Genomic DNA, 23,529 nt, shown 5'->3' with positions numbered 1-23,529 from the left:
GTCGACATCGTTCGGGTGATCCTGGGTGCGCGGCACCCGCATGATTCGGGCGGCTGGATCCTGCCGTCTCAGCGGCCGCCGGGGAGGAGGCATTCGAGTGCAAGCCCTGCACGGATGATCGTGCCGAGATCTCGCGAGGTTCCGTTGCGGCGGGGGCCAGCCCCGCCCGGGGAGTCCGTGTCGAGTTCGTGGTGAGTTCTGTTCGTGACCGCGGCGATCGCCGCCACCGCCGCCTGCGCGTGGGTGTCGAGGGCGCTGTCACCGTTCGAGCGGCCCTAGCGAGAGGCGTCGCCGTCCTCCGGGGGAAGATCGTGGACGTACTCGAGGAGGTCGCCCGGCTGGCAGTCGAGCTCGCGGCAGATGGCCTCGAGGGTTGCGAGCCGGACCGCCTTGGCCTTGCCCGTCTTGAGGATGGACAAGTTCGCCACGGTGATCCCGATGCGGTCGGCGAGCTCGGTCAGGGTCATCCTGCGCTCGAGGAGCATCCGGTCGAGACGGATCACGATCGCCATCAGACCGTCAGCCTGCGTTCGTCCTCGATGGAGGCACCGTGCCGGAAGACCTCGGCCACGAGGAGTACCAGGCCGCCGAGGGAGACCTGGACGAGGTCGACGCCGTCCGGATAGCCGCCATAGGTGCTCCACGGTTGGAGCGACGGCATCCCGTACGAGACGAAATGGATTCCGTCGACCACGTACATGCTCGTGAAGTGCTCCAGCGCCGGTGCCAGCGCGGCACTGGCGATCGTCAGCCAGCCCAGGGCACGCAGGTAGCGCACGGTCCGCGTGCTGAACCCGTTGCCCGCGGCCGCCGATGCGAGCAGCCGCCACAGCAGGACGAGCCACACGGTGACCACCGTCCAGAGGATCACCTTCTTGACGACCTGAGCCGCCACCCAGGAGTTCCAGCCGCCCGTCGTGGTCAGCTGCACCTCCCCGGTGAGCACGGCTTGCGTCGGCCGGAGACTCGGCTCCTGATGCACGACGCCGTCGCGGATGAGCTGTTCACCACCGTCCTGGACGAACTTGTAGCAGAAGCTGCCGTCACCCGGGTACTCGTTCGGGTCAAGCTGGTAGATGTCGAACTCCTGGCACACCGGTGACACGTCCATCACCTGGACCGAGATCGTGTCCTGGAACTGCAGCGCACCCAGGCTGTAGTCCGCCGGATAGGTCGCCTTGCCCGTCAGCGCAAGGACACCGGTCACCGCCACCAGGACGGTCAGGGCCGCGGTGACGACGGCTGCTGCCAGGGTGACCCAGGCTCCGATCTGGAAAGGGCGTCGTTGTCGGACCATCAACTCCCCCGTTCATATCGTTTCACAATATTGTCTTACCGCAACGCGATGCTATCGCATCGTGAATCAATATGGTGCCCGCCGCCACGAAGCCACCGGGGCGGGCGCCCAACCCCCAGACCGCGGCCGTCAGCACGAGCAGCGTCGTCTCCCCGGTGAGGGGGAGACGTCACGCGCCGACGCGGTCCGCGACGGCGCCACCCGCGACCAGGAGGACGACGCGTCGAGGATCAGGGCTGTTGCCGCCGTGGTCCCGGCGGGGGCGGCCGCAAGCCACCCGAGCGCGAACATGAGCGCGGCGCTCGCAGGCTGGGAGGCGGCGGCCTGACAAGCAACGCCGACGCCCTCCTGATCCGAGAGGGCCTCGCGACCGCCGGGAGAACCGCGTCGTACCGCGATGACGGGGTACGCGGACTTTCCGCCATGACGTGGTTCCTTGACATTCCACAATGTAGGCGTACCTTGACAGACATGGACGGGACGAGCGCTGCGGGCATCGGCGCCCAGCTGCGCGCCGCCCGTCGTGCGGCGGGTTGGACGCAGCAGGAGCTGGCCCGACGGTCGGGCGTCTCCCGACCGACCGTCGGGCTCATCGAGCGGGGGCACCCGAACGGCGAGCTGGGCAAGGTCCTGGCGATGGTCAAGGCGCTCGGGCTGCAGCTGCGCCTCGAGCGGGGCCCCGCCCAGACCTTCTCCCTGGACGTCCTCGAGACGGAGACCGAGCCGCTGTGACCCGGGAGCTGGCGGTGCTGCTCTACGGTCGGCAGGTCGCCACCGCGACGCAGGACGCCCACGGGCGCCATCACCTGACCTACGAGCCGGGCTACACCGGCCCGGATGCGACCCCGGTGTCGATGTCGATGCCGACGGTGCTGGAGGTTCACGCCGGCAAGCCCGTCGACGCCTACATGGCGGGTCTCCTGCCCGACGGCCTGGACGTCCGTGAGCGCTGGGCGGACCGATGGGGCGTGTCGGCGACCAACTCCTTCGCCCTGTTGGAGCACATGGGGCTGGACTGCGCCGGCGCTGTGCAGTTCGTCCCTCCGGAGGGCGTCGAGGAGGCGCTGACACGCCCGACGCACCTGAGGGCACTGTCCCAGGAGGACATCGCCTCCCGGCTGGCCGCGCTGCGCACGGATGACACGTCCTGGGTGGTGTCCGGCGAACGGTGGTCCCTGGCCGGAGCCCAGGGCAAGTTCACGCTCACCCGCTCCCGGGAGGGTCGCTGGAGCGAACCTGAAGGAGCCTCACCCTCCACCCACATCGTCAAGCCCGGCGTCAGCGGCTACCGCGACCAGGCCCTGAACGAGCACCTGTGCCTGCGGGTGGCCGCCGCGTGCGGGCTGGAAGCCGTCGCCACCGAGTACACCGCGTTCGCCGGCCAGCCGGCCCTCGTGATCGCCCGCTACGACCGGCGCCGGTCCGGCGATCAGGTCGTCCGCCTGCACCAGGAAGACATGTGCCAGGCGCTGTCGGTGTTCCCCCGCAGGAAGTACGAGGCGTCCGGCGGGCCCGGCGTCGCGCGGATCGCGGAGCTGTTGCGAGACCGGAGCACGCGACCCGAAAGTGACGTGCGAGCGTTCCTGACGGCGGTCGCGTTCAACTACCTGATCGGCGCGCCCGACGCGCACGCCAAGAACTACTCCGTTCTCCTGGCGGGCTCCCAGGTACGCCTCGCGCCCCTGTACGACGTCGTCTCCGGGCTGCCGTACGAAGCCACCGAAGCCGATGCCGAGATGGACCGCTCGGCGATGTCGATCGGCGGGCACCGGATCTTCGGTGCCGTCGCCGGACGCCACTGGGACCGCATGGCGCGCCTCGCGCGCTTCAGCCCGAGGCAGATGCGCGAGATCGTGGCCGGCCTCGCCGAACGACTTCCGTCCTCGCTCGAGCAGGTCGTCAGCGCGCAGTCACACGCCGAGGACGAGTTCGGTGTGCGCCTGATCGAGCGGGTGGGGGCCCTGTGTGCCACCACGCTGGACCAGCTGAGGCATTGACCCCTGCGGCGACACGGCCGGACGCCGGACGCCGGATGCCGCGCCTCGCTGATCGAGCGGCATCAGCCGTCCGGGAACAGCGGGCCGGCGAGGCTGCTCGAGCCGTCCGTGAGCTGCCACTGGACCGTCGTGTCCTGCCAGAGCTCGGCCGGGTCTGTGCCCGGGCTGCTTGACTCGCCGGGGCCCCAGACGGCCCAGTAGCCGTTCGACACGTCTGCCCCCAGCACGTCTCCGGCAGCGGTGGTGACCCGGACGAGCTCGACGTCGTCGCCGGCGACGCCGACAGCGACCTGCTGCACGCTGGAGCCGCCGGCGCTCACGGCCCAGGCCTCGTTGTCAGCAGGTTCCAGCGTCTGTCCGGAGGAGGAAAGGTAGGCGAGCCGCTCATAGGGCGGGTCCGCTGCCTGGATGCACGCGCTCATCCGGTGGTCGTCGACGTTGGCGTAGACGACCAGTCCCCACTCTCCGCGCCGCTCCTCGAGGACCGGGTCAACGAGTTCGCCAGTTCGCCAGTCCCTGCCTGAACGGCACTCGGCACGGCGGGACGCCGCGATGGGGTTCCACTCGTCCACACCCGGCCAGGCGTCATTGAGCGAGAGGCTCTTCGAGCTGCCGTCGGCGAGGGACCACTCCAGAGTGACCTCGGCCCCGTCAGGGATCTCATCGCCTGTGAGATAGGTCGACCAGTACCCCTCGTCCGACACTTCGGCCTCGACCACAGCGCCCGAGTCGCCTTGCAGATTGCCGCTCCCCTCCTCGCGGGACCAGGCAGCCTCCACGACGACGCTGCTCACCTCGCCCCCGGCGACACCCCACACGAACGCCCCGTTCTCGGTCAGGACATCGACGGGCAGCACGTCTCCCGCGTCGACGTCGACATCGGGAAGGTGGGTGGTCGAGAGCGTGCTCGTCGACCCGCCGGCGAGGTCGAGGCACACTCCGGCGAAGCGGTCGTCGCCGACAACGACCGTCCATCCGGCATCGCCGTCCGCCCCGTCGGAGACGGCGTGCCAGGTGAGCCCGGCCGGCACCTCGGTGGGCGCCATCGTCGCGTCGATGCGATCGGCGCACGACTCGTCGGTGGAAGACAGCCACGCCGGGACGACGTCCTGCCCGACCGGGGACAGCACGACCGCGGTGCCGGCCACGGCGACCACGCCGGCCACCGCCGCGGCCAGCGTCCAGCGCCGACCGCGACGGCGCCGGGCGAGCTGCCTGGCGTCGAGCGGGGTGATGACGTCGACCTGTCGCTCCTCGAGGTACACCTCGTGGGCGCCCGTCTCGGTGCCCGGTCCCGACCCAGACATGGCGTGGCCGGCCGGCGTCGAGCGCTCAGGTGTCGCCAGCCCTGCGTCCAGGGCGGCGCGGGCCGCCGCGAACCGTTCGGGGTCGGGGGAGGTGGTGGGGGCGAGGCGGGTCAGGCGGGCGTCGATGTCGTGGGTGCTCATGCCGACCTCCTCGAGGACGCGGGGGCGCTCGCAGGGCGAGCGGTGGAGCGGGTGGCGGTGTCGGGGTCGTCGACGGCGGCTTTGAGGCGGCGTCGGGCCCGGTGCAGGCGGACGTGCAGCGCGGCGGTGGAGCAGCCGGCGACGTCGGCGGCCTGGGTGGGGGTCAGTCCGTCCCAGGCGACGAGCAGGATGGCCTCGCGTTCGCGCTCGGTCAGGATGGCCAGGGCGCGGAGCAGGGTGTCGCGTTCGGTGGCGAGGTGCTCGGGGGTGTCGTCCGCAGGGGCGGCGGCCTGCAGGCGGGTCAGCTCGTCGTCGAGCCGACGGCGGCGCACGTGCGCGCGGGCGGTGCTGCGTCGCTGGTTGCGGGCCACGACCAGCAGCCAGGGCAGAGCGTCCTCGGGCACGTCGTCCACGCGGCGCCAGGCGACCAGGAACGTCTCGGACAACAGGTCCTGGGCGGTGTCGGGGTCGGTGTGCCGCAGCAGGTAGGCGTGGACCCGTACGGCGTGGTCGGTCCACAGCGCGGCGAGCCGCGCGGCGGCATCGTCGTCCGGCGGACCCTGGCCGGCATCGTCGTCGGAGGTGCTCACACCACGTACTGTCCCCGCACCCTCGAGACTTACGTCAGGTCGCGACACCCGATGCGTGATCGTCACGGGGCACGGCGGACGCACTCCCACGCGGACGGACGCTCATTGCGCCGTCGGCCTCGCCGAGGTGCTGCCGGCCGTCTCGGGTGTCGGTCATCGGGCGAACGCGGGCATCGCCCCCGGGCGGCACCGCACGGCCCGCGGTGTCCCCAGGGCGTGCGGGTGGATCTGGACATAGCCTCAAGTGGCCGGCCCGGAAGGAGAGGCTCCACCGCGACGACGCGGGCGTGTGCCGCAGCAGGGTCCTCCGAACGGGGTGGTCGCCATGAAGATCGAGAATCAGACGGACACGAGGCTGTACTGGCGCGTGTTCAGGCCCGATGACCTGGTCCGGGTGTCAGGGCTCGCGGACGGGTGGATCGGTGCGCGCAGCGCCGCCGCATGGAGCGACAACGCGTTCGGGCAGGTGCGGCTCGAGATCAAGAACGGCACGACGTCACGGTACGACGACGTGGTGAAGACCGGCGTCGACCTGATCGTCACGGGTACCTCCGTCCACGCCCGCGGACGTGCCACGGAGATGCCGCTCTCGGGTCAACCGGGCGAGCGGCGCGAGGTGAAGCCGTTCCCGCCCGCCCCCGGAGCGGTCAGGCGCCTGCTCGTGGTGAACGAGGCGAACATCCCGGTCCACGTGGGCATCTCGTGGGGGAACGTGCTGCAGCAGGTGCGCAACAACCTGGCAGCCGGCGACTTCGACTGGTTCTCGCTCTCCGAGGCGGGCGACCACGACCTCACGATCCTGCCGGCGTTCAGCGTCGACGAGAAGCCGAGCGAGCTGAACAGCATCGACCACAACGGCAAGGCGATCACGGGCTGGACCATCGCGGCGGCAGGGGTGGCCCTGACCGTGGCCACCGGAGGTGCCGCGCTCGTGTTCGGCGCAGGCCTGGTCGTCTCGGGCGCGGGGCTCGTCTCGATCGCGGCGGACTCCAAGGTCGCTCCCTGGACGACGGTCCTGACGGGTGCCCGCGGGTTCGACGTCGTCGTCACGGGCGGTGTGTCCGGCACCCGCGAGAAGCCGAGCATCGCGTTGCAGCCCTTCGACCTCGAGACCACGGTGCCGGGCTACTACGACCAGCTCGTCAGGACGATGGCCGACCCGACCGCGCGGATCGTCAGCATCGACCAGCAGAGCGTCGGCCGGACGCTGGACGCCTACCGCTCCGGCGACTTCATCGCCGTCACGCGGGGCAGGGACGCGCGCATCGCCTCGCGGCACTGGGTGCTCACGGAGGTGGGCGACGGGTCGGTGTGGATCCAGCAGCTCAGCAACGGTCGGTACCTCGACGCGCACCAGGACGCTTCCCAGGACTTCCGAGCCTGCACCCGCGGTGGGCCGGGGCCGGGCAACCAGGCCTCTCGTCGGTGGCGGTTGCTTCCCGACGGTGACGCGTTCCGGATCCAGCAGGTCAGCTCGGGCCGCATCCTCGACGCGCACGCAACGCCGTCGTACGACTACGGCGTCGTCACCCGGGAGAACACCGCGCAGGCGTCGCGGCGGTGGGTCGTCACGGACGTGCGTCCCGCGTTCGACTGAGATCAGGTCCCCTCCCGGGACCAACCGTCCTCCGGGGGACGGCCCGAGGGTCCGACGCCCCCGGGTCGCTCCGGCTCGAGCTGGTGCGCGCGGTAGTCGGTCATGCGGCCGTCGTAGGTGGCGATGTGCGCCTCCACGCGTTCCACGTACAAGCGGTCCGGGTCGGGCGCGCCGGCGTAGGCCCCCGCGGTGGTCAGGTGCAGGCGATGTTCCCGTGCGAGCTCGCGGCGCAGGACGTCGAGCGCGACGGCGGCGGGCGTCGTGCGGCTGAAGATCCTCTCGACGCCCGCACCCACGACGACAAGGAAGCCCAGTGTCGGGATGATCCACCTCTGGCCGTCGGGGGCGACCGCTTGCGTGAGGGGGATGGCGGCGCCGGCGGCGAGCACCAGCAGCCACACGAGCTGGATCCCGCCGGACCGCAGCCACGCCGCGACGTCGGCGACGCGCAGCCGCGTGCGGAGAGTGCGGTCGTACCGGGACTGCGTGCGCGTGGACTGCTGTTCGCTGCTGCGTGCCATGACGGCTCCTGTCCGACGCCGGCCGCCCCGTCGCGCGCCGATCGCGACAGCGTAGGCACAGTCGGGGAGCCCACACCCCCCGGGGCGTCGACGCTGGCGTGGGGCGGAACCCGTCGGTGGCATCGCAGAGCGGGGCGGACTCGGCGCGGTGTACGACGGCGGGCCCTCGCAGCCGCGGGGCCCGCCGTCGGCGGCAGCAGAGCGGATGTCATCCTGCGTGCCTGGGGGCTCAGGAGAACCGGACCGTCAATCGACCTTCCAGGCGCGCAGCTCCCCGGCCACCGGCAGCACCGTGCTCAGGGGCGTGATGGGTCCACCGAGCACTCCGTCGAGCGACGAGATCTCGATCGTCGGTCCGTCGACGACGACGCGGAGCGCCCCGCCCGTCCACGGCATCTCGGTGGTCTTGCACCCCGGCCGGTCGAGCCGGACGACGCCGTCGGCGGCGGAGACGGCGGCGCTCTCCAGGTCCCCGGCGGTGAGCACGAGACGATCCCCTCCAGGGTGCGGCGCCCACTCCGCGTCGATCACCTGGTCGCCGTCCACGGCCTCCCGCCCGCGTCGTGCGTCGAGGTCGGGGTGCGGGGTGGCGACGAGGCGCTCGCCGACGACGGACAGGACATGGGGAACGCTCAGGCAGCTGCTCCATCCTGCGTCGTCGTCACGCACGCCTCGCATCCAGAACATCAGGCACGGGCGACCGTCACGGTCCCGGAAGAAGGACGGTGCGTAGTAGCTGTCACCGAAGCTGAGCCGGCCCCAGGTGTCGGCCTCGAAGCGACCATCGGCGTATGAACCGATCGCATAGCCGGCGTAGTGCAGCACGTCGTCGTCCCAGATCGAGCTCACCATGACCCAGCGACCGTCGACCTCGAAGAACTGCGGGCACTCCCACAGCGCCCCCATCCAGACCGGTGAGCGCTCGTCGGTCGAGCGGGACGCGGCCACGCCGTCGTAGGCCCAGTCGGTCAGGTCCGTCGAGGTGTAGGTCAGCGCCATGGCCGTGCCGGCGCGGTCCGCGGCGCCCACGAACATGCGCCAGCCGTCGCCCTCGCGCAGGACGAACGGGTCGCGGTAGGCGATGAGGTCGAGGTCGTCGGGCGCCTCGACCAGGACGTCGCCCTTGGTCCACCCGTCCCAGGTGTCGTCGGTGGGTACGGCGACGCGGACCCGCCCGATCCCGATGTCCGGCTGGACCACCGAGGTGTACAGGATGCGCGCCGTGCCGTCCTCGGCGACGAGGCTCCCGGTCCAGATGCCGTCGTCCCCGTCACCCGGCGCGATCGCCACCGGACGACGCTCCCAGGTGAGCAGGTCGCGGCCGACGGCGTGTCCCCAGTGGCAGTTCGGCGCCCACTCCATGCTGTCTGGCACGAACTGGTGGAAGAGGTGGTATGCGCCGTCGTGCCAGGTGAGGCCGTGCGGGTCGTTGATCCAGCCGGACTCCGCGGTGAAGTGCAGGTGCGGTCGCATCTCATCGCCCCCCGTCGTAGGCGCGGCGGACGGCGCGCGCCTGGTCGAGGTTCCCGCGTTCCCAGTCGTCGACCTCACGACGGCGCTCCGCGCGCAGCGCGTCACGTTCGACGACGAACCGCTCCATCCGGTCGGACGCGGCCCGGCGGGCGGCCTCCTGCTCGTCGGTCAGGGGCGGCAGCGGCGCCTCGATGACCCGGTCGACGGGTCGCAGCGGCAGCCGCTCCTCCACCTCGGGCACGGTGAGGACGGGCGAGGGGAGCGTCTGGTACCAGTACGCCGTCGAGGACCAGTCGTCGGACAGGTGGTTGCCGTGACCGTGCTCGAACGTCACCTTGATCCGCTTCTCGAAGCGGATCGGGTCGACGAGGTGGAACCGGTAGCTGTGGTGGAATCCGGGCACGTCCTCCTCGTGGACGATCGTCCCGTTGAACAGGTAGGCGTTGCGCTGCATGCCCCAGGCGTGACCGAAGTAGTCCTCCATGCCGGTGCCGTGCAGGCTCGGCGGCCACGTGTCGTCGTCGATGAAGATCATGTCGTCGCCCTCGCCCCACCAGGATCCCTGGAAGTGGCGGACGGCGAGGTTGCAGCCCACGTAGTGCCCGCGGCCCTCGGTCTCCAGCGCGACGTAGTTGTCCGCACCGTCGAGGTTGGCCACCGTCGTCTCGATGCTGTTGGTCTGCAGGTCCGGACCCCACCCGCGGTTGGGCAGGGCACGGCGCCAGTGGGCGTGGAAGTACACCGTGTCGGCCGGCAGCGGTTCCGGCGAGAGCTCGTAGTCGATGTAGAAGTACTGCAGGTACGGGATGTCGTTCTGGTTCTCGACGACGACGCGGGCGCGCTTGCCGAAGGGCATCCGGAAGTAGCTGTTGAACGCCGCGCTGCCGCCGAAGCTGTGCAGCTCGGGCTCCTTGGCGGACACCGACAGCGGCAGGGAGTCGTAGCTGCCCGAGAGGGAGTTCATCAGACCGAAGAAGTCGCCGAGCGGCGCGATGACGCTCGGTGTCTCCTGGTCGTCCCAGTAGATCTTCAGCAGGATCTTCCGGTAGTAGTCCGGGTCGACGACCTCCCAGCTGACCCCGAGGGCGTTGTGGATCTCGAGCATCGGGACGCCGACGACGTCGGGAGCGATCTGACCGGGACCCGGCTGGACGCGGCAGGACTGGGTCATCCAGATGTGCGTGATGAACCCGGGCCCCTCGAGGTCGGCGAGGACGCGTTCCTCGCCGGGCATCACGATCCAGTTGTCGCGGTTGCGACCCGTCTGGTCGAAGCTGGACGCCCGGGCGCTGCGTCCCGGTCGGGCTCGGGTGAGGTCTCCGAGGAGCCCACCGGGGGCGGGGGTGGGGGTCATGACTGTCCTTTCGCGACGACTCTGTGACCAGGAAGAACGCATCGAAACGTTTGCGTGCCTGGATTCGCAGCGTAGACGACGCGTATCCTGCGCGCAAGGACTGAAAAGCCTGTAGGTACAGGCTCCGCGACCGGTGGGGCCGACCAGGAAAATGTTTGATTGGAGTGGTCGATGGCGACCATCGTCGAAGTCGCCCGCATGGCCGGGGTGTCCACGTCGACCGTCTCGCACGTGCTCAACGGGACGCGGCCGGTCCGACCGGCGACCCGCAAGCGGGTGGCGGCCGCGATCGAGAAGACCGGCTACCGCCAGGACGCCGTGGCTCGCGCCATGCGCCGGTCACGGACGGACAGCATCGGGCTGGTCGTCTCCGACGCCGGCGAGCCTGCCTTCGCGGAGATGGTCCACGGGGTGGAGCACGCCGCGGCGGCACGCGGGCTGACCCTGGTGCTCGCCAACTCGGCCGAGGACCCGGAACGCGAGGAACGCGCGGTGAGCACGCTCCTGGCGCGCCGCGTGGACGGGCTGATCCTGGCCCACTGCGCGGGCTCGGGGCGCGCCGTCGGCACCCGGCTCGGCGCCGACGACGCCCGGCCCGTCGTCCTGCTCGACCGTGTTTTCGACGGTTCGCCGCACGACCAGGTGGGGGCGGACAACCGCGAGACCATGCGCCGCCTCGTGACGCACCTGCGCGGAGCGGGCCACCGACGCTTCCTGCTGGTGGCCGGCGACCAGCGGGTCCCCACGCTCGCCGAGCGCCGGCAGGGCTTCCGCGACGCCACCCCCGACTCCGAGCTCGGCGAGCAGACGATCGTCGACGCCGTCGACACCGCGTCGGTCCGCGCCCACGTGGCGGCCGCCCTCCGCTCCGGCGGCGCGACCTGTGTCATCGCCTGCAGCACGCCGCTGGCGGTCGTCGGTCTCGAATGTCTGCGCGACGCGGGGATCGCGACGCCCGAGCAGATCGCGTTCGCCGCGTTCGACGGGTTCAGCCACTCGGACCTGTTCCGACCCACGATCACGACGGTGCGGCAGCCGGCGTTCGAGATGGGCGAGGCTGCGGTCTCGTTGCTGATGGACCGGATCGCGTCCCCGGAGGCGAGCCCGCGCACGCTCCGGCTCAACCAACGCCTCGAGCTGCGGGAGTCGACCGAGGACTACCGTGTCCCGGAAGTTGACGCGCCACCCATCTCTTGACAGCCGTCGAGCGGCGCGCGTAACCTCGCAAACGATTCGCGCAAACGTTTCGCTTAGCCGTATCCGCCCCCGGGCCTCACCCAACGAAGGACGAGACATGCCTGGCTACCCTTTCCGCCGCCCCGTCGCCGCCGCGGTGACACTCGCCGTGCTCCTGCCGCTCGCCGCCTGCTCCCAGGCGAGTGACGCCGAGCAGGGCGGCCCCACGACCATCACGCTCTCCATGCAGAACCCCGACGTGAAGACCGCCGACCCCGCCACCTGGGCGATCGTGGAGGCCTTCGAGAGCGCCAACCCGGACGTCGACGTCGAGGTCAGCGGCCAGCCGGTCGCCGAGCACCTGCAGTCGCTGTCCATCGCCGCGCAGAGCGACACGCTCCCCGACGTCTTCTGGGTCTACAAGTCGAACGCCGAGGAGATGCTCGCCGGCGACCGGTTGCTGGACCTGCAGCCGATCCTGGAGGAGCAGGGCGTCATCGACAGCCTGCCCGCGACCACCGTCGAGTACTTCACGTCGGACGGCACGGTCTTCGGCGTGCCCTACCAGGGCCTCCTGACCGGCCTGTGGACCAACACCCAGGTCCTCTCCGACCACGGCCTGTCGACGCCGACCACGTTCGACGAGCTGCTCCAGGTCGCCGAGACGCTGGCCGACGAGGACGTCGTGACGATCTCGAACGGCGCGAGCCAGTCGGCGTTCAGCGTCTGGCAGTTCCTCGTGTGGCTGGACCGCTTCGGGTTCGAGGAGAGGATGGACGGCCTGCTCGACGGATCGGAGTCGTGGGAGAACCCCGACTTCGTGCGGATGTACGAGCACATCGCCGAGCTGCGCGACGCCGGGGCGTTCTCCAGCAACGTGTCCACCCAGACCTACCAGCAGGCGGTGGACCAGTTCCTCCAGGGCGAGGCGGCCTTCCTCGACGCGGGTGTCTGGGCCGCGGGGGCGATCCAGGACTCCGAGGTCGCGCCGCACACCACCTTCTGGAAGGGCCCGACGTTCGCCGACGGCGTCGGCGAGCAGAACATCATCATGAACGTGGCCTCCGCCCCCCTCGTCGTCGCGAAGAAGGTCGGTGAGGACGAGGCCAAGCTTGACGCCGTCGAGCGGTTCCTCGGCTTCTACTACAGCGACGAGGCGCAGCAGCTCATGGTCGACAACGGTCAGCCGCCCGTCACGACCTACGAGCCGGAGCTCGACGAGGAGGAGCAGTCGGTCCTGAAGTCGGCTCTCGACGCCGCTCGGGAGGAGGGCGTGTCGACGCCCGGGACCCAGCCGGACCTCGTGTTCCCGGTCGCCGTGTCGAACGCCATCTACGACTCGATCTACGGCGTCATCCAGGACCAGCTCACCCCCGAGGAAGCCGCCGCGCTCGTGCAGCGAGCGCTCGACGCCGAGTGAGGCACGCGGGTGCGCCGCCGAGCGGCGCACCCGCGTCCCTGACCGAACCCGCAGCATCGTCGAGACAAGGAACGACCGTCATGATCTGGCTCAGCTCGCGGTGGAGGATCGCGGTGATGGTGCTGCCCGCGGTGGTCCTGTTCACCCTGTTCTTCGCCTATCCGGTGCTGTACGGCGTCGGCTACAGCCTCACCGACGCGCAGGGCTTCAGCGCTCCCCGGCTCGTCGGGCTCGACAACTACGCCGCGCTGGGCGACGACCCGTTCTTCTGGCTCTCCCTGAAGAACACCGTCATCATCCTCGTGGTCAGCGTGGCCTTCCTGGTGCCGGCCTCCTTCGCCCTGGCGCTGCTGATGCAGCAGAGGATCCGGGCCGCAGGAGCGCTCCGGGCACTCCTGTTCGGACCGGCCATCGTGGCGCCGATCCTCGTCGGTCTCGTCTGGGTGTTCATCCTCGACCCGCGGGTCGGACTGCTCAACCGGCTGCTCGTGCCGCTCGGCATCCCCGAGATCCAGTGGATCGGCGGCGACTCGCTCACCCCGTACTCCATCGCCCTCGTCTTCAGCTGGGCGAGCATCGGCTTCGCCATGACGATCTTCTACGCCGGCCTGCAGCAGCTGCCCGACGACGTGATGGAGGCGAGCTCGCTCGACGGGGCGACCCGGTGGCAGCAGCTGCTCCACGTCACCGTCCCGATGATGCGCGAGACCATCGGCATCGTGTCGATCCTGCTCGTCACGAACGTCTTCAAGATCTTCGAGCTCGTCTACATGCTGACCGGCGGCGGTCCCGTCCACCGCTCCGAGACCCTGGTCAGCTACATGTACTTCGTCACGTTCACCAGCCAGCGCTACGGGGCCGGCATGGCGATCGCCGTCGTCGTGCTCGTGCTCGGCGCGCTGACATCGCTCGTCTACCTGGCCCTCGCACGCCGCGGCCGGTCCGCATGAACTCCCGGAGCGCACCCATGACCTCTGCCACCGTCGCCGGTCGCGAGACCGCGCCGCCGCCCGTGCCGGCCACCGAGCGCCGGCGCGGACGCGAGCAGCACCGGCCCACCCGGTCGCCCGCCGCCGAGCGCCGCCGACGGGTACGCACGCGGATCATCGTCGCCGGCATCGCGTACCTGGTCACCTTCCTCGTCGTGCTGCCCATCCTCTGGATCGTCCTGCTGTCCTTCCAGCAGAGCGACCAGATCCTCTCGGACCCGTTCTCGGTGCAGACCCTGACCCTCGAGAACTACCGGGACGCGATCGCCACGCTGCCGCTCGTGCAGATGTACAAGAACACGATCATCATCGCCGCGGTCGCGGTGACGATCGGCATGACCGTCTCGTTCATGGCGTCCTTCGCGCTGACCCGGATGGTCTTCCGGCGACGCGGCGTGCAGTCCGCGCTGCTGCTGTACTTCCTGGCGGGGCTCGCGGTGCCCGTCTACGTGCTGCTCTTCCCGGTCTACCGTCTCGACCTGGCGCTGGGCATCTTCGGCACCTACGCCGCCGTGATCCTCCCGTACGCCGTGGTGTCCATCCCCTTCAACACCCTTCTGCTGACCGGGTTCCTGCGCGGTATGCCGGGGGAGCTCGAGGAGGCCGCCATCATCGACGGCGCCGGTCTCTTCCGGATCTGCTGGTCCGTCGTCCTCCCGGTCATGCGCCCGATCCTCGCGACCGTCGTGATCTTCAACGTCGTGTACGTGTTCAACGAGTTCCCCTTCGTGTCGGTCCTCATCAACGACCCGGACCTGGCGACGGTGTCGCTGGCCGTGTCCAAGTTCCAGGGCCAGTACTCCGTGAACTACGGCGGGATGATGGCCGCGGCGACGCTGGTGCTGCTTCCCCAGCTCGCCATCTACGCCGTGCTGCAGCGACACGTGATCGCCGGTCTGACGGCGGGTGCGGTCAAGGGGTGACGGCGCACACGCGGGAGCCGGGCTCTCCGGACACCGCCCGTCGCGGCGAGCCCGACCGGACCGGACGCCAAGCCCTGCGACCGATGAACTGAAGGAGAACGCCTCATGCACCCCGCTCCGCACCACGACGCCCTGGTCGTCGGCGAGGCGTTGATCGATGAGGTCGTCGCCGCCGACGGTTCTGTCCGGGAGCATCCCGGAGGGAGCCCTGCGAACGTGGCGGTCACGCTCGGTCGACTCGGCCGTTGGCCGCGGCTCGCCACCCAGCTCGGTCGGGACGACAGGGGCCGCAGTGTGCAGCAGTGGTTGTCGGCGTCGGGAGTGGTACTGGCTCCCGGGTGCGAGCACGGGGGCCCGACGTCGGTCGCGACGTCTCGCCTGGGCGTCGACGGGGGAGCCACGTACGACTTCGCGCTGAGCTGGTCACCGGACCTCTCCGGCGTCGGGACGGCGCCGCTGGTTCACGTCGGCAGCATCGCGACGCTCCTGGAACCGGGGGCTGATGCGGTGTTGCGGCTCCTCCACCGGTCGCGCGAGACCGCGCTCGTCACGTACGACCCGAACGTGCGCCCGACGATCTGCCCCGACCGCGAGGCGGTGCGAGGCCGGGTGGAACAGTTCGTCGGCCTGGCGGACGTCGTCAAGGTCTCGGACGAGGACCTCGCGTGGCTCTATCCCGGCGAGGGCGCGATGACGGTCCTGCGGCGGTGGGCGACCGCCGGGCCCGGGGCCGTCGTCGTCACACGGGGGGCCGAGGGTTCGGTGCTCCTGACGGGGGAGTCCTGCCGAGAGGTGCCGGGACGCAGCGTCGACGTGGTGGACACCATCGGTGCCGGCGACTCGTTCATGGGTGCGCTGATCCACGGACTGCTCGACCTGGTGCCCCTCGGAGCGGACGCGCGTACAGCGCTGCGTGGGGTGTCGGTGGAGACCCTGGCACCGATCGTGGAGTTCGCCGGCGAGGTCGCGGCCGTGACCGTCGCGCGCGCCGGGGCCAACCCCCCGTGGCGGCACGAGCTCGCTGCCTAGGGGCGGAGCGCGACCATCGGGTCCCTGGGGCTGCGCCCCGCGCGCCGCCACCGCGTCACGGGGCGGTCGCACTACGGTCGACACGTCCGGGTCCACCGGTTCAGCGAGGGAAGGAAGTCGATGGGTCTCTTCGGCCGACGTGCCCGACGTGCCCGCCCGGCCGGCCGCCGTCCGCCGGAGGTGCCCGACGTCGAGGCCTCCCGGCCGGTCGTCACCGAGCCGCTGGGTGCGTCGAAGCTGTGGTCCGACGGCATGGGCAAGGTCGCGACGCGCTCGGTGCAGGCGCTCGCGGTGATCGCCCTCGTCGGCGTGCTGGTGTTCGCGAGCACCCGGCTGACCCTGGTGGTCATCCCGGTGCTCATCGCGCTGGTCCTCGCCGCGGCGATCTCACCGCTGGTGTCCTGGCTGCGCCGCCGCGGGGTGCGGTCGATCCTCGCGACGTGGCTCGCGCTGATCGCGCTGCTCGCCATCCTCGGTGCCGTCCTGTGGCTCGTCGTGCGGGCCGTCGTCGACCAGTGGGACGAGCTTCAGCAACAGGCGCTCGACGGCTTCGACTCCTTGCAGACCTACGTCCAGGACCTGCCGTTCCAGATCTCCTCCGAGCAGATCAACTCGGTGCGGGACTCCGCGGTGAACTTCCTCCAGTCCAGCGCGGTGGGGTCCGGTGCGCTCCAGGGGGTGTCACAGACCGCGGACTTCGTCGCGGGCTTCTTCATCATGGTCGTGGTCCTGTTCTTCTTCCTGAAGGACGGCCCGGCGATGTGGGAGTTCCTGCTGCGGCCGTTCGACGGCGAGGCGTACCAGCGGGGACGGCGCGTCGGTGCGGCGACCATCCAGACCCTCGGGAACTACGTCCGGGGGACGGCGATCGTGGCGGCCGTCGACGCGATCGGCATCGGCATCGGCCTCGCGATCGTGGGCGTCCCCCTGGCGCTCCCGCTGTCGGTCCTGGTCTTCCTGCTCGCCTTCATCCCCCTCGTCGGTGCGACCCTGGCGGGCATCCTCGCCGCGCTGGTCGCGCTGGTCGCCGTCGGCCCGGTCGAGGCGCTGATCGTCGTCGCGATCGTCGTTGGTGTGAACCAGCTCGAGGGCAACTTCCTGCAGCCGATCGTCATGGGCCGCACGCTCAGGCTGCACCCGCTCGTCATCCTTTTCGCGCTGACGGCCGGGACGGTGCTCGTCGGCATCACCGGCGCGGTGCTCGCCGTGCCGATCGCCGCGTCGATCTGGCGGGCGATCCAGGTGTGGGACGGGCCCGACCTGCCCGCGAAGTTCGCCCGGCAGAAGCGGGTCGAGACCGTCTGACGGCGCCGGTGGTGCCCGGCGCCGTGCCGCCCCACCCACATCGGTGACCAGGCGCCTCCGCCCGGCGCCGGACCCGCTACCTTCACCTCGTGCATCACGTGCGGAGAACGGCCCGGTTCGTGGCTCTTGTCGCAGGTGTGCTGGCGATCGCGGACGGCTTCCGGTGGGGCAACCGCTGGTACGTCTCGACGATGTACGGCGGTGCGGCGGACGGCGGTGCGCTCGCGGTGGAGCGGCTGGTTGCCGCGCACAGCGCTCTGGTCAGCGGTCTGGGTTGGCTGTGCCTGGCGGTCGCGGCTGCAGTCCTGGGATGGCGCCTCCGGATCGTCGCGGCTCCGGGCGTCCGTTAACGCATTCCTGCCAGGAGCAGGTGGGTGAGCTTGCGGGCGTCGTAGCGGCCGTCGTCACCGGCGAAGAGGCAGAGGTTGCCGATGCCGCGCATGAGCTCGTAGCCGCTGACGTCGACGGCGACCTCTCCATCCTCGCGCGCTGCGGCGAGGAGACGGTCGCAGATCGGCACGAGGCGGTCGAGGAAGTAGTCGTGCAGACCGCTGCCCGACTCGTCGCTGGTGCGGACGGAGGCGAGGCCGTGCTTGGTCGCCAGGAAGTCCACGAAGGCGTCGATCCACTCGCTGAGTGCGGCGAAGCGTGACGAGTCGTCCTGGAGCAGCGTCTCGCCGAGGTCGACGCACGCGTCGACCTGGTGGCGGTAGACGGCGGCGACGAGCTCGGCACGGGAGGGGAAGTGCCGGTAGATGGTGCCCATCCCGACCCCTGCCTCGGCGGCGATGAGCCGCACCGGGGCGTCGATCCCTGACTCCGCGAACACCCGCGCCGCGGCCTCGAGCAGGGCTTGCTCGTTGCGTCGGGCGTCGGAGCGCCGCGTCCGGGTCGGAGCCACGGGCTCGCTGCGGTCGGACTGGGTGGGGGGCATGACAGGACTCCTCCTTGCTAAACGGAGCATCGCTCCGTATATTTAACGGAGCAGCGTTCCGCTTCAATGATGCCAGACCTCCGCTGCACCGCACCATCCTCATGACAGGAGAACGCTCATGCAGTACCGCACGCTCGGGCACACCGGCATCCAGGTGAGCAGCCTGGCGCTGGGCACGATGAACTTCGGGAAGATCGGCGGCACGACGCAGGCCGAGGTCGACACCCTCGTCGGCACCGCGCTGGATGCCGGGATCAACCTCGTCGACACCGCCGACGTCTACAGCGGCGGGGAGTCGGAGGAGCTGCTCGGCAAGGCCCTCGTCGGCCGCCGCGACGACGTCGTGCTCGCCACCAAGGCCGGGCTCCCGATGGGCGACGGAGCTGGCCAGAGGGGTGCGTCGCGGCGCTGGCTCACCACGGCGCTGGACGCGAGCCTGCGCAGGCTGGGCGTCGACCATGTCGACCTGTTCCAGATCCACCGGTGGGACCCGGCCACGAGCGACGAGGAGACTCTCGCGGCGCTGTCGGACCTGCAGCGGGCCGGGAAGATCCATCACTTCGGCACCTCGACCTACCCGGCCTACCGGATGGTCCAGGCGCAGTGGGCGGCCGCCGAGGCGAAGACCGGACGGTTCGTCACGGAGCAGCCCAGCTACTCGATCCTGCAGCGTGGCGTCGAGCGAGACGTGCTGCCGGTGGCTCAGGAGTACGGCCTCGGAGTGATGGTGTGGAGTCCGCTGGCGTCGGGATGGCTCTCCGGAGCCGTGCGCCGTGACCAGGAGGTCACCACCCACCGCGCGGCCTTCATGCCCCAGCGGTTCGACCTCGCCGACCGCGCGAACCAGGCGCGGATGGACGCTGTCGAGCAGCTCGCGACCGTCGCCGAGGAGGCCGGCCTGACCCTCATCCAGCTCGCGCTGGGGTTCGTGACCGCCCATCCCGGCGTCACCAGCGCCCTGATCGGGCCGCGCACGCCCGACCACCTCGCCTCGCAGCTCGCGGCCGCCGAGACGGTGCTGACGGCCGAGGTGCTCGACGCGATCGACGCGATCGTCCCGCCCGGCACCGACCTGGCTGCGCACGAGAAGAACGACGCCCCGCCGGCGTTGCAGGACGCGGCGCTGCGCCGTCGGTGAGCTGAACCGCCCCGTCCTCGAACCAGGTGACCCGGGGCGCCCGAGGAGTCGGGCGCCCCCGGGTCACCTACGCGTAGTCGGCCCAGACGCGGCGCTCCGCCCCGTCGACGGTGAGCATCCCGCCGTACGGCAGGATCCACTGCGGCCGGGTGTGGCCGAACGGCACGCCGACGACGATCACGGCCTCCGGGTTGTAGCGCTGCACGGTCTCGATGACGACGTCGCGCTGCTCGGCACGCTTCACGGCGCGCTCGGTCGGCGTGAGCTCCACCTCGAAGGACGTGGTCGGCGGACGCGCGACGACGACGGCGTCGACGGCGTCGAGCAGCCCGCGCTCGCCGAGCGAGCGCACGACGAAGCCCACCTCGCGGGCGGGAGGGAGCTCCTCGGAGGTCTCGAGCAGCAGCACGCCGCCTTGGACGACGGCAGGGTCGGCCGGGAAGCGGCCCGCGGTGAGGATCCACTCGATCACCTCGAGGCAGCCGCCCCAGGTCCGCCCGGTGACGGACCGCTCGGGCCCCGCCCACGTCCACGGCTCGGTGGGTTCGCGGTCGCCGAACGAGGTGAGCGCGGCCGGGTCCTGCCAGTCGACACCGAAGTCCTCGGCCTCGCCGGGTTCGGTGATCTCCAGGCGTTCACCGGTGAGCAGGGCGGCGCGCAGGGACGCGGCGTGGACCGGGTCGACGGACGGCCCGGGCCCGAGGTGCACCTGGGTCGACCCGCCGTAGTAGCCCGCGACGCCGTGCGTCCACAGCCAGCTCAGCAGGTTCGTGTTGTCGCTGTACCCGAGGAACGGCTTCGGGTCGGCGCGCACCAGGTCGGCCTCGAGGTGCGGGATCACGGTGATCTGGTCCTCGCCGCCGATCGTGGCCAGCACCGCACGGATCTCGGGGTCGCCGAAGGCGGTGTTGAGGTCTGCGGCGCGGTCCTGCGGCGTCGCGCCGAGGCGTCGGGTGGTCGGGTACTCGACCGGGACCAGACCGGTGATCTCCTGGAGCCGCTCCATGGCCTGCTCGTGCACCGCGGGCGCGAACCCGGGTGCCGCGAACGACGGCGAGACGACGGCGACCTTGTCACCGGGTGCGGGCTTGCGGGGCGATATGAGCTCCATGTCCGTCATGGTGCCGTGGGTGCGGGCGACGGGGGAACCTGATTCCCGGCCCACCAGTCCACCGCGGCGGAGACCACCCGCTCGGGGGACCGGACCCAGCGGATGTGGTCGTTGCTGGCTCCGGCGGGCACCTCGCGGTCGGCGTAGTGCCAGCGGTTGACGGTCCCGGGTGCGAACAGGTCGCGGGCGAACGCCTCGACCGCCCGGCGTGGTGCCAGCGGGTCGTCGTCGAGGCTGACGACGAGCGACGGCGTCGCGATGGGTGGTGCGGTCGGGAAGGGCGGCCGTCCGCTCCGTGCCATCGTCGCCCACTCGCGCATGAGGGTGCGAGCGCCGGGACCGCCGAACGCCGGCCGGGGGAGGTACCCGAAGACGGCCGTCAGCGTTGGCACGATCACGCCTCCCATGAGCACGAGGTGCAGGCCGCCGTACGGGAAGTGGCGGTGGTAGGGCAGGGCTCCGGCGACGGTGATCAGCCCGTCCACTCTGCCGCCGGTCAGCAGGTACCCCGCCGCGAGCTGCGCGCCGAGGCTGTGGCCGAGCAGCAGGACGGGACGGTCCGGACGCTCCCGGCGTGCCGCGGCGACGGCGTCCGCGATGTCGTCGATCTCGTCCTGGTAGGCCCAGTCCAGCCCCCGGCCGGCCGTGACCGACGGGTCCTCGAAGCCGCGACGGGTCAGGGCGCGCGCGTCCCACCCGGCCTCCTCGAACGCCGCGACCACCGGCCGGTAGTAGCGGGAGCCGATGGCCATCGCCGGGGAGATCAGCACCACGGGCGCCGGCTCACCGGAGCTCCGGCCGTTCGTTCCCAGGGTGGTCTGCATCGATCTCGACTTTCGACGGCCTCGCCGCGCAGCAGTGTGAGGGCGGCACACCTGAGCCTAGGGGCAGCGCGTGCACGCTGCGGTCGCCGCGATCCTCGCCGTCGGTTTGGATGGTCAGGTCCCGACACCCGCTCGACTGGAGGCACACCCGTGACCCGACGCATCCTCCACGTGGTCACCAACGTCGGCCACTACGACGACCCGTCGCACCCGACCGGACTGTGGCTGTCCGAGCTCACGCACGCCTGGCACGTCTTCGCCGAGCACGGCGTCGAGCAGACGATCGTCAGCCCGCAGGGCGGGCGCTCGCCCCTGGAACCGCGGTCCCTGAAGTTCCCGACCTACGACAAGACCGCCAAGGCATGGCACGGCGACCCGGACCGGATGGAGCTGCTGGAGCACACCGCCGGCCCGGACGAGATCGACGCCGCGGACTACGACGCGATCTACTTCACCGGCGGTCACGGGGTGATGTACGACTTCCCCGACAGCGAGGGCCTGCAGCGGATCACCCGACAGATCTGGGAGCAGGGCGGCGTCGTGGCCTCCGTCTGCCACGGCTACTGCGGCCTGCTCAACACGCTGCTCTCCGACGGCACCCTCCTCATCGCCGGACGGCAGGTCACCGGCTTCGCCTGGACCGAAGAGGTGGTCGCGCGCGTCGACAAGCTCGTGCCGTACAACGTCGAGGAGGAGGCGAAGAAGAGGGGCGCGCGCTACCAGAAGGCAACGCTGCCGTTCGCTCCGTACACCGTCGCCGACGGACGCCTCGTCACAGGCCAGAACCCCGGCTCCGCGAAGAAGACCGCCGAGAAGGTCGCCGAGCTGCTCTGAGGCTCAGCAGGAACCCCCGGCACCCACCGGCTCATCCCCGCCCAGCCCCGGCCTCGGCGGGCACGGGCTCCTGCCCGAGCCGGCGGGCCAGCACGGAGCAGACCACGAGCTGGAGCTGGTGGAAGACGACCAGGGGCACGACGACGACGGCGAGCGTCGCGGCGGGCAGCAGCGCCGAGGCCATCGGCAGGCCCGTGGCCAGCGACTTCATCCCCCCGACGAGCAGCAGCGTGACCCGCTGGTCGCGCGGCAGCCCCAGCGCCCGGCCGCCCCACCACGTGAGGGCCAGCATGACGGCCAGCAGCACCCCGGCGGACCCGACGAGCACGAGCACGACCCCCACGGTCATGTCCGCCCAGATGCCCTCGGCGGTGGCGCCGCTGATGGCCGTGAACACGATGAGCAGGATCGTCCCGCGGTCCACGGCCGTGGTGACGGCCTTGTGCCGCCGCACGAGCCCGCCCACCCAGGGCTGGAGGAGCTGACCGAGCACCAGCGGCGCGAGGAGCTGCAGCAGCACGGTCTGCAGACCGTCCGCCCCGACGGCGCCGTCACCGGCGACCGCTCCGCTCATCAGACCGAGGACCAGCAGGGGAGTGGCGACCATGCCGACGACGTTCGACACGGTCGCCCCGCAGATCGCTCCGGCGACGTCGCCGCGTGCCACGGACGTGAACGCGACGGCGGAGTTCACCGTGGACGGTAGGAGCGAGACGCAGAGCAGCCCGACGGCGATGCCCTGGCCGACGACCGGGCCGACGGCCGCGGAGACGCCGAGCCCGACGAGCGGGAACACGACGAACGTCGCGACGAGCAGCGATCCCTGCAGGCGCCAGTCGGTCAGCGACCGCCAGATCTCCCGCGTCGGCAGCCGTGCCCCGTAGAGCAGGAACAGCAGGGCGATCGCGACGTCGGTGACGACGTCGAGCACTCCCCGCGCGCCGTCCGGGACGGGGACGACGACCCCGATCAGGAGCGCGAGGACGATGGCGACGACGAACGGGTCGACCCGCTGGCGTACCCCGCGCCACAGCTTGGATCGTCGTGTCACAGGTGGTCCCTCTCGGTCGTCGCGTCGACCGTACGGTACGCGTCGACGTGCACGGGCCGTCTGGTCCGACGTCGACGGCCTCTCCGTGACGAGGGCGAGGCGTTCGCCGCGACCTCTCAGCTCTCCGCCGACGCCTGGTCGTACGCGTCCCGCGCGCGCTCGACCTCGTCGGCGTTCTCGGCGGCCCAGATGATCAAGGCGTCGACGGGCTCCCGGAGGGTCTTGCCCAGGGGCGAGATGCGGTACTCCACGGCCACCGGGCGGGTCGACAGCACGACCCGCGTGACGATGCCGTTGCGCTCGAGCCGCCGCAGCGTCGCGCTGAGCGACTTCTGCGTCACCCCGGGGATGGCCCGACGGAGCCCGTTGAACCGCAGGGGCTGCTCGCACAGGAGCTCGAGGATCTCGAGGGACCACTTGTCGAGGACCTGGTCGAGCAGGTCGCGGCGGTGCTGGGCGATCGTCAGGTGTGGTGCGGGTGACGTGGTGTCGTTCATGAAACCTGGTCTCGTTGTAGT

Annotated in this window: 24 protein-coding genes; 12 read left to right on the top strand and 12 right to left on the bottom strand. The window is 71.0% G+C overall.

Annotated features, from left to right (window positions below):
* Window positions 1-275 precede the first annotated feature (275 nt).
* Both Q6347_RS01105 and Q6347_RS01100 read right to left on the bottom strand, forming a co-directional pair.
* The gene (locus tag Q6347_RS01105) at window positions 276-512 is read right to left on the bottom strand and encodes a helix-turn-helix transcriptional regulator (protein WP_304606423.1); all 237 of its coding nucleotides are present in this window, start codon (window positions 510-512) and stop codon (window positions 276-278) included.
* Window positions 512-1,297 carry a DUF2975 domain-containing protein gene (locus Q6347_RS01100; protein ID WP_304606422.1) on the bottom strand — a complete coding sequence of 262 codons (786 nt, stop codon included), beginning with the start codon at window positions 1,295-1,297 and terminating at the stop codon, window positions 512-514. Before Q6347_RS01100 ends, Q6347_RS01105 begins: the two co-directional genes overlap by 1 nt.
* Before the next feature lie 471 nt (window positions 1,298-1,768).
* Here Q6347_RS01100 and Q6347_RS01095 point away from each other — a divergent pair, with 471 nt between their 5' ends.
* Window positions 1,769-2,029 carry a helix-turn-helix domain-containing protein gene (locus tag Q6347_RS01095; protein WP_304606421.1) on the top strand — a complete coding sequence of 87 codons (261 nt, stop codon included), beginning with the start codon at window positions 1,769-1,771 and terminating at the stop codon, window positions 2,027-2,029.
* Window positions 2,026-3,294 carry a type II toxin-antitoxin system HipA family toxin gene (locus Q6347_RS01090; RefSeq protein WP_304606420.1) on the top strand — a complete coding sequence of 423 codons (1,269 nt, stop codon included), beginning with the start codon at window positions 2,026-2,028 and terminating at the stop codon, window positions 3,292-3,294. Before Q6347_RS01095 ends, Q6347_RS01090 begins: the two co-directional genes overlap by 4 nt.
* 62 nt (window positions 3,295-3,356) lie before the next feature.
* Here the strand turns inward: Q6347_RS01090 and Q6347_RS01085 are convergent, their stop codons facing one another.
* Window positions 3,357-4,742 carry a hypothetical protein gene (locus Q6347_RS01085; RefSeq protein WP_304606419.1) on the bottom strand — a complete coding sequence of 462 codons (1,386 nt, stop codon included), beginning with the start codon at window positions 4,740-4,742 and terminating at the stop codon, window positions 3,357-3,359.
* On the bottom strand, window positions 4,739-5,332 hold the full coding sequence (locus Q6347_RS01080) for an RNA polymerase sigma factor (RefSeq protein ID WP_304606418.1): 594 nt from the start codon (window positions 5,330-5,332) through the stop codon (window positions 4,739-4,741). Before Q6347_RS01080 ends, Q6347_RS01085 begins: the two co-directional genes overlap by 4 nt.
* Before the next feature lie 325 nt (window positions 5,333-5,657).
* Between Q6347_RS01080 and Q6347_RS01075 the strand changes: the two genes are divergently transcribed.
* Complete coding sequence (locus tag Q6347_RS01075; RefSeq protein WP_304606417.1) at window positions 5,658-6,929, top strand: RICIN domain-containing protein; 1,272 nt, start codon at window positions 5,658-5,660, stop codon at window positions 6,927-6,929.
* A 2-nt stretch (window positions 6,930-6,931) separates the two neighbouring features.
* Here Q6347_RS01075 and Q6347_RS01070 read toward each other — a convergent pair whose 3' ends face one another.
* The 3 genes from Q6347_RS01070 to Q6347_RS01060 form a co-directional block, all read right to left on the bottom strand.
* Complete coding sequence (locus tag Q6347_RS01070; protein WP_304606416.1) at window positions 6,932-7,450, bottom strand: hypothetical protein; 519 nt, start codon at window positions 7,448-7,450, stop codon at window positions 6,932-6,934.
* Window positions 7,451-7,696: 246 nt separating this feature from the next.
* Window positions 7,697-8,923 carry a glycoside hydrolase family 32 protein gene (locus Q6347_RS01065; protein ID WP_304606415.1) on the bottom strand — a complete coding sequence of 409 codons (1,227 nt, stop codon included), beginning with the start codon at window positions 8,921-8,923 and terminating at the stop codon, window positions 7,697-7,699.
* Window position 8,924: 1 nt separating this feature from the next.
* Window positions 8,925-10,277: a glycoside hydrolase family 172 protein gene (locus tag Q6347_RS01060; RefSeq protein ID WP_304606414.1), complete on the bottom strand. Its 1,353-nt coding sequence runs from the start codon at window positions 10,275-10,277 to the stop codon at window positions 8,925-8,927.
* Between the two features lie 171 nt (window positions 10,278-10,448).
* Here Q6347_RS01060 and Q6347_RS01055 point away from each other — a divergent pair, with 171 nt between their 5' ends.
* The 7 genes from Q6347_RS01055 (at window position 10,449) to Q6347_RS01025 (ending at window position 17,469) form a co-directional block, all read left to right on the top strand.
* The gene (locus tag Q6347_RS01055) at window positions 10,449-11,474 is read left to right on the top strand and encodes a LacI family DNA-binding transcriptional regulator (protein ID WP_304606413.1); all 1,026 of its coding nucleotides are present in this window, start codon (window positions 10,449-10,451) and stop codon (window positions 11,472-11,474) included.
* 97 nt (window positions 11,475-11,571) lie between these two features.
* Complete coding sequence (locus Q6347_RS01050; RefSeq protein ID WP_304606412.1) at window positions 11,572-12,873, top strand: ABC transporter substrate-binding protein; 1,302 nt, start codon at window positions 11,572-11,574, stop codon at window positions 12,871-12,873.
* Between the two features lie 80 nt (window positions 12,874-12,953).
* Window positions 12,954-13,823 (top strand): carbohydrate ABC transporter permease, encoded by an 870-nt coding sequence (locus Q6347_RS01045; RefSeq protein WP_304603018.1) that lies wholly within the window; start codon window positions 12,954-12,956, stop codon window positions 13,821-13,823.
* Between the two features lie 17 nt (window positions 13,824-13,840).
* Window positions 13,841-14,785, top strand: a complete 945-nt coding sequence (locus Q6347_RS01040; RefSeq protein WP_304606411.1) for a carbohydrate ABC transporter permease — start codon at window positions 13,841-13,843, stop codon at window positions 14,783-14,785.
* A gap of 105 nt (window positions 14,786-14,890) precedes the next feature.
* The gene (locus tag Q6347_RS01035) at window positions 14,891-15,814 is read left to right on the top strand and encodes a carbohydrate kinase (protein WP_304606410.1); all 924 of its coding nucleotides are present in this window, start codon (window positions 14,891-14,893) and stop codon (window positions 15,812-15,814) included.
* Between the two features lie 120 nt (window positions 15,815-15,934).
* Window positions 15,935-17,119 (top strand): AI-2E family transporter, encoded by a 1,185-nt coding sequence (locus tag Q6347_RS01030; protein WP_304606409.1) that lies wholly within the window; start codon window positions 15,935-15,937, stop codon window positions 17,117-17,119.
* Window positions 17,120-17,238: 119 nt separating this feature from the next.
* On the top strand, window positions 17,239-17,469 hold the full coding sequence (locus tag Q6347_RS01025; RefSeq protein WP_304606408.1) for a hypothetical protein: 231 nt from the start codon (window positions 17,239-17,241) through the stop codon (window positions 17,467-17,469).
* On the opposite strand, the gene Q6347_RS01020 is transcribed toward Q6347_RS01025, so the two are convergent.
* Window positions 17,466-18,053 (bottom strand): TetR/AcrR family transcriptional regulator, encoded by a 588-nt coding sequence (locus tag Q6347_RS01020; RefSeq protein ID WP_304603025.1) that lies wholly within the window; start codon window positions 18,051-18,053, stop codon window positions 17,466-17,468. The genes Q6347_RS01025 and Q6347_RS01020 overlap by 4 nt on opposite strands.
* Window positions 18,054-18,171: 118 nt before the next feature.
* Here Q6347_RS01020 and Q6347_RS01015 point away from each other — a divergent pair, with 118 nt between their 5' ends.
* Window positions 18,172-19,191, top strand: a complete 1,020-nt coding sequence (locus Q6347_RS01015) for an aldo/keto reductase (protein WP_304606407.1) — start codon at window positions 18,172-18,174, stop codon at window positions 19,189-19,191.
* 67 nt (window positions 19,192-19,258) lie between these two features.
* Here the strand turns inward: Q6347_RS01015 and Q6347_RS01010 are convergent, their stop codons facing one another.
* A complete protein-coding gene (locus tag Q6347_RS01010) occupies window positions 19,259-20,311 on the bottom strand; it encodes a S66 peptidase family protein (protein WP_304606406.1) in 1,053 nt (350 codons plus the stop codon).
* Window positions 20,308-21,126, bottom strand: coding sequence for an alpha/beta fold hydrolase (locus Q6347_RS01005; RefSeq protein WP_304606405.1), 819 nt, complete (start codon window positions 21,124-21,126; stop codon window positions 20,308-20,310). Before Q6347_RS01005 ends, Q6347_RS01010 begins: the two co-directional genes overlap by 4 nt.
* 150 nt (window positions 21,127-21,276) lie before the next feature.
* Between Q6347_RS01005 and Q6347_RS01000 the strand changes: the two genes are divergently transcribed.
* Window positions 21,277-21,960 carry a type 1 glutamine amidotransferase domain-containing protein gene (locus tag Q6347_RS01000; RefSeq protein ID WP_304606404.1) on the top strand — a complete coding sequence of 228 codons (684 nt, stop codon included), beginning with the start codon at window positions 21,277-21,279 and terminating at the stop codon, window positions 21,958-21,960.
* Between the two features lie 31 nt (window positions 21,961-21,991).
* Here the strand turns inward: Q6347_RS01000 and Q6347_RS00995 are convergent, their stop codons facing one another.
* Both Q6347_RS00995 and Q6347_RS00990 read right to left on the bottom strand, forming a co-directional pair.
* A complete protein-coding gene (locus Q6347_RS00995; protein WP_304606403.1) occupies window positions 21,992-23,011 on the bottom strand; it encodes a bile acid:sodium symporter family protein in 1,020 nt (339 codons plus the stop codon).
* A gap of 116 nt (window positions 23,012-23,127) precedes the next feature.
* Window positions 23,128-23,508: a helix-turn-helix domain-containing protein gene (locus Q6347_RS00990; RefSeq protein WP_171246622.1), complete on the bottom strand. Its 381-nt coding sequence runs from the start codon at window positions 23,506-23,508 to the stop codon at window positions 23,128-23,130.
* Between the last annotated feature and the right edge of the window lie 21 nt (window positions 23,509-23,529).

Source organism: Isoptericola sp. b408, from assembly GCF_030588085.1.
Classification (GTDB): Bacteria; Actinomycetota; Actinomycetes; order Actinomycetales; family Cellulomonadaceae; genus Isoptericola; species Isoptericola sediminis.
This window is presented reverse-complemented; position numbering and strand designations above follow the sequence as displayed.

Bases quoted from the DNA above. Each gene is read 5' to 3' on its own strand.
- Q6347_RS01085 (WP_304606419.1), bottom strand. From the start codon at position 4,742: ATGAGCACCCACGACATCGACGCCCGCCTGACCCGCCTCGCCCCCACC.
- Q6347_RS01040 (WP_304606411.1), top strand. From the start codon at position 13,841: ATGACCTCTGCCACCGTCGCCGGTCGCGAGACCGCGCCGCCGCCCGTG.
- Q6347_RS01035 (WP_304606410.1), top strand. From the start codon at position 14,891: ATGCACCCCGCTCCGCACCACGACGCCCTGGTCGTCGGCGAGGCGTTG.
- Q6347_RS01105 (WP_304606423.1), bottom strand. From the start codon at position 512: ATGGCGATCGTGATCCGTCTCGACCGGATGCTCCTCGAGCGCAGGATG.
- Q6347_RS01030 (WP_304606409.1), top strand. From the start codon at position 15,935: ATGGGTCTCTTCGGCCGACGTGCCCGACGTGCCCGCCCGGCCGGCCGC.
- Q6347_RS01100 (WP_304606422.1), bottom strand. From the start codon at position 1,297: ATGGTCCGACAACGACGCCCTTTCCAGATCGGAGCCTGGGTCACCCTG.
- Q6347_RS01055 (WP_304606413.1), top strand. From the start codon at position 10,449: ATGGCGACCATCGTCGAAGTCGCCCGCATGGCCGGGGTGTCCACGTCG.
- Q6347_RS01050 (WP_304606412.1), top strand. From the start codon at position 11,572: ATGCCTGGCTACCCTTTCCGCCGCCCCGTCGCCGCCGCGGTGACACTC.
- Q6347_RS01045 (WP_304603018.1), top strand. From the start codon at position 12,954: ATGATCTGGCTCAGCTCGCGGTGGAGGATCGCGGTGATGGTGCTGCCC.
- Q6347_RS01020 (WP_304603025.1), bottom strand. From the start codon at position 18,053: ATGCCCCCCACCCAGTCCGACCGCAGCGAGCCCGTGGCTCCGACCCGG.
- Q6347_RS01005 (WP_304606405.1), bottom strand. From the start codon at position 21,126: ATGCAGACCACCCTGGGAACGAACGGCCGGAGCTCCGGTGAGCCGGCG.
- Q6347_RS01075 (WP_304606417.1), top strand. From the start codon at position 5,658: ATGAAGATCGAGAATCAGACGGACACGAGGCTGTACTGGCGCGTGTTC.
- Q6347_RS01015 (WP_304606407.1), top strand. From the start codon at position 18,172: ATGCAGTACCGCACGCTCGGGCACACCGGCATCCAGGTGAGCAGCCTG.
- Q6347_RS01095 (WP_304606421.1), top strand. From the start codon at position 1,769: ATGGACGGGACGAGCGCTGCGGGCATCGGCGCCCAGCTGCGCGCCGCC.
- Q6347_RS01060 (WP_304606414.1), bottom strand. From the start codon at position 10,277: ATGACCCCCACCCCCGCCCCCGGTGGGCTCCTCGGAGACCTCACCCGA.
- Q6347_RS01065 (WP_304606415.1), bottom strand. From the start codon at position 8,923: ATGCGACCGCACCTGCACTTCACCGCGGAGTCCGGCTGGATCAACGAC.
- Q6347_RS00990 (WP_171246622.1), bottom strand. From the start codon at position 23,508: ATGAACGACACCACGTCACCCGCACCACACCTGACGATCGCCCAGCAC.
- Q6347_RS01010 (WP_304606406.1), bottom strand. From the start codon at position 20,311: ATGACGGACATGGAGCTCATATCGCCCCGCAAGCCCGCACCCGGTGAC.
- Q6347_RS01070 (WP_304606416.1), bottom strand. From the start codon at position 7,450: ATGGCACGCAGCAGCGAACAGCAGTCCACGCGCACGCAGTCCCGGTAC.